A 2,358-nucleotide genomic window follows, 5' to 3' on the forward strand; every position below is an offset into this window, starting at 1 on the left:
AAAGGCAGGCCGAGATCGGCCGCCACCCGGGCCTGGTCGCCGCTGCCCTGGGCGCGGACCTGCAGCGCCATCACCAGCTCCGCCGCCGCCGGCCGGTCGCCGAGCGCGACCAGGGCGATCAGATTGTGCAGCGAGGCGAATACGAGCGTTGTGTCGGCCCGGCGCCTGCGCGCGATCTCCGCCAGCTCGGCCCAGCGGCCCTGACATCGACGCCCAGCCGCTCCAGCCGCCACAGCAGCGACACCGCATTGGCCATGTCGCGGAAATCGTCGGTCGGCGCCGGCCGCACCTCCTGATCGTAGAGACTCAGCACGCGCTCATGCTCGCCGCGATCGAGATGCAGCAGGGCCAGGTGCCAGGCCATGTGGAAGCTGAAATTGTTGCAGCGGGACCAGCTGCCGCGGCTTGCCTCAAGCCAGTCGATGCCGGCCGCGGTCTCGCCCCGCATCTCGTGGACGTGGGACACGGCGTGCAGCCCCCAGGCATCGTCCGGCTCCATCGCCACGGCTTGGCGGCCATAGGCCTCGGCCGCGGCATAGGCGCCGTGTTCCTCGATCGCGAAGGCGTGGCAGCCCAGCAGGAAGCCGGCGGCCGGAAGGTCGGGGCACCACACCGCCATCATCCGCTGCGAGGCGGCCAGCATGCCGGCGGCGTCGCCCAGCATGAAGCGCAGCGCATGCGCGATCTTGAACGGCAGGAAGGTGGCCGGCCGGTCGGCGAAGCTTTGATCCAGGGACACCGCCGCGTCGGCGAAGCGGTCGTCCGACGCCAGGGCCAGAGCCTCGACCAGCGCCCGCTCATCGGCGGTGCCGCCGTCCTTCGCCGCCAGGGCCCGCCGGGCCGCCCCCAGCGCCTCGCGCGCCGGGACGGCCAGCTCCTCCCGTGCCAGGATCAGGCTGGCGAAGCCCTTCAGCGCCAGGGCCGGCACATGGTCCGGGTCGGCAGCCAGCGCCCGGCCGAGGGCGATGCCGGTCGAGGGCCGGTGGGCCGCGAGGCCGCGCACAGCCTCCTCGAAGGCAGCGTCGGCGGCGCGGCTGGCGGAGCTGGTCGAAAGGTCGAAGGCATCCAACGGCATGACATGTCCTTTGGGCAAGGCTCGACCGTGGCGTCGATCGGGCGACGCGGCGGCAGTTCGGTTCGGAGGGGGTGTCTGGCGGGGGGTCAGCCGTCCGGGGTTGCGACCCTCGACCGCAATGCGTGAAGGCCGGTGAGACCGGCAGGATGCGCCGTCGCCGGATCCGCGGCCTTCGGGGCAAGAAGAGGCAGGAGACGATCCATGGGATGTTCCGCGGAAGAAGCGCGCCGCAATGGGCTTGTGATGGCTTCTTCGACAGTCATGCCGCTGGTATTACACGGCCGTGGAAATTTTTTCTGATGCCGGTCGAGCAACGCGCCCGGTCCTGTAACGAATCCGGAGTCGGAGCCGTATGAGGTGATGACGCGTGAGTGATCCGGTGCGGGAGGACCAGTGGGCGACATGGATGCGGGCCGCGATCTCGGGCGACGCCGGTGCCTATCGCCTGTTCCTGCAGGCGGTGACGCCGCATCTGCGCGCCATGGCGCGGCGGCGCGGCGCCCTGTTCGGGGGTTCCGCCGCCGATGCCGAGGACGTGGTGCAGGAGGTGCTGCTGGCGATCCATCTGAAGCGCGGGTCCTGGGACCAGTCGCGGCCGATCGGGCCGTGGATCTCGGTGATCGTGCGCAACAAGATGATCGACGCGCTGCGCCGCCGCGGCCGCCATGTCGACGTGCCGATCGAGGATGTGATCGACACGCTGGAGGCCGAGGCGACGCCGGACGGGCTGGAGCAGCGCGACGTCGAGCGCCTGCTGTCGCAGCTGAAGGAGCAGCAGCGCGACATCGTCCGCTCGATCTCGGTCGAGGGCGGCAGCGTGCGCGAGACCGCCACCCGCCTGAGCATGACCGAGGGCGCCGTGCGCGTGGCGCTGCACCGCGCGCTGAAGGCCCTGGCGGCCTTGTACCGGAGTGACACGGAGTGAAGACCGACGACCTCATCACCGCATTGGCGCAGGACGCGCCCGTCCGCTGGCGGCTGGGCCGCGCGGTGGCGGCCGCCATGGCCGGCGGCGCGGTGATCGCGGCCGTCATCTTCTTCACCGGCATCGGCGTGCGGCCGGACGCGATGCAGGCGGCGATGACCATCCGCTATCTGTTCAAATTCGTCGTCACCCTGGCGCTGGCCGTCACCGCCACCGGGCTGATCCTGCACCTGGCGCGGCCGGGCGTGCCGCTGGGCGCCTGGCGCTGGGCCCTGCTGGCCGCGCCGCTGCTGCTGGCCGTCGCGGTGGTGCTGGAGATGATGGCGATGCCGATGTCCACCTGGGGCGCGCGCTGGAT

Annotated in this window: 4 protein-coding genes; 2 read left to right on the top strand and 2 right to left on the bottom strand. The window is 71.4% G+C overall.

Annotation, left to right across the window (positions count from 1 at the left end):
* Positions 1-233 (bottom strand): hypothetical protein (locus tag P409_RS41050; protein WP_238578824.1); only part of this gene is annotated, 233 nt, incomplete at its 3' end.
* A complete protein-coding gene (locus P409_RS32145; protein ID WP_052121644.1) occupies positions 119-1,075 on the bottom strand; it encodes a hypothetical protein in 957 nt (318 codons plus the stop codon). The genes P409_RS32145 and P409_RS41050, both read right to left, overlap by 115 nt.
* 367 nt (positions 1,076-1,442) lie before the next feature.
* On the opposite strand from P409_RS32145, the gene P409_RS32150 reads away from it, so the two are divergent.
* Positions 1,443-2,000 carry a sigma-70 family RNA polymerase sigma factor gene (locus tag P409_RS32150; protein ID WP_034848196.1) on the top strand — a complete coding sequence of 186 codons (558 nt, stop codon included), beginning with the start codon at positions 1,443-1,445 and terminating at the stop codon, positions 1,998-2,000.
* The coding region (locus tag P409_RS32155; protein WP_034848198.1) for an NrsF family protein at positions 1,997-2,358 on the top strand (362 nt) is incomplete at its 3' end. The genes P409_RS32150 and P409_RS32155, both read left to right, overlap by 4 nt.

Source organism: Inquilinus limosus MP06, from assembly GCF_000767795.1.
In the GTDB taxonomy this organism is placed as follows: Bacteria; Pseudomonadota; Alphaproteobacteria; order DSM-16000; family Inquilinaceae; genus Inquilinus; species Inquilinus limosus_E.

Coding starts and splice junctions, on each gene's coding strand:
- P409_RS32145 (WP_052121644.1), bottom strand. CDS start 1,075: ATGCCGTTGGATGCCTTCGACCTTTCGACCAGCTCCGCCAGCCGCGCC.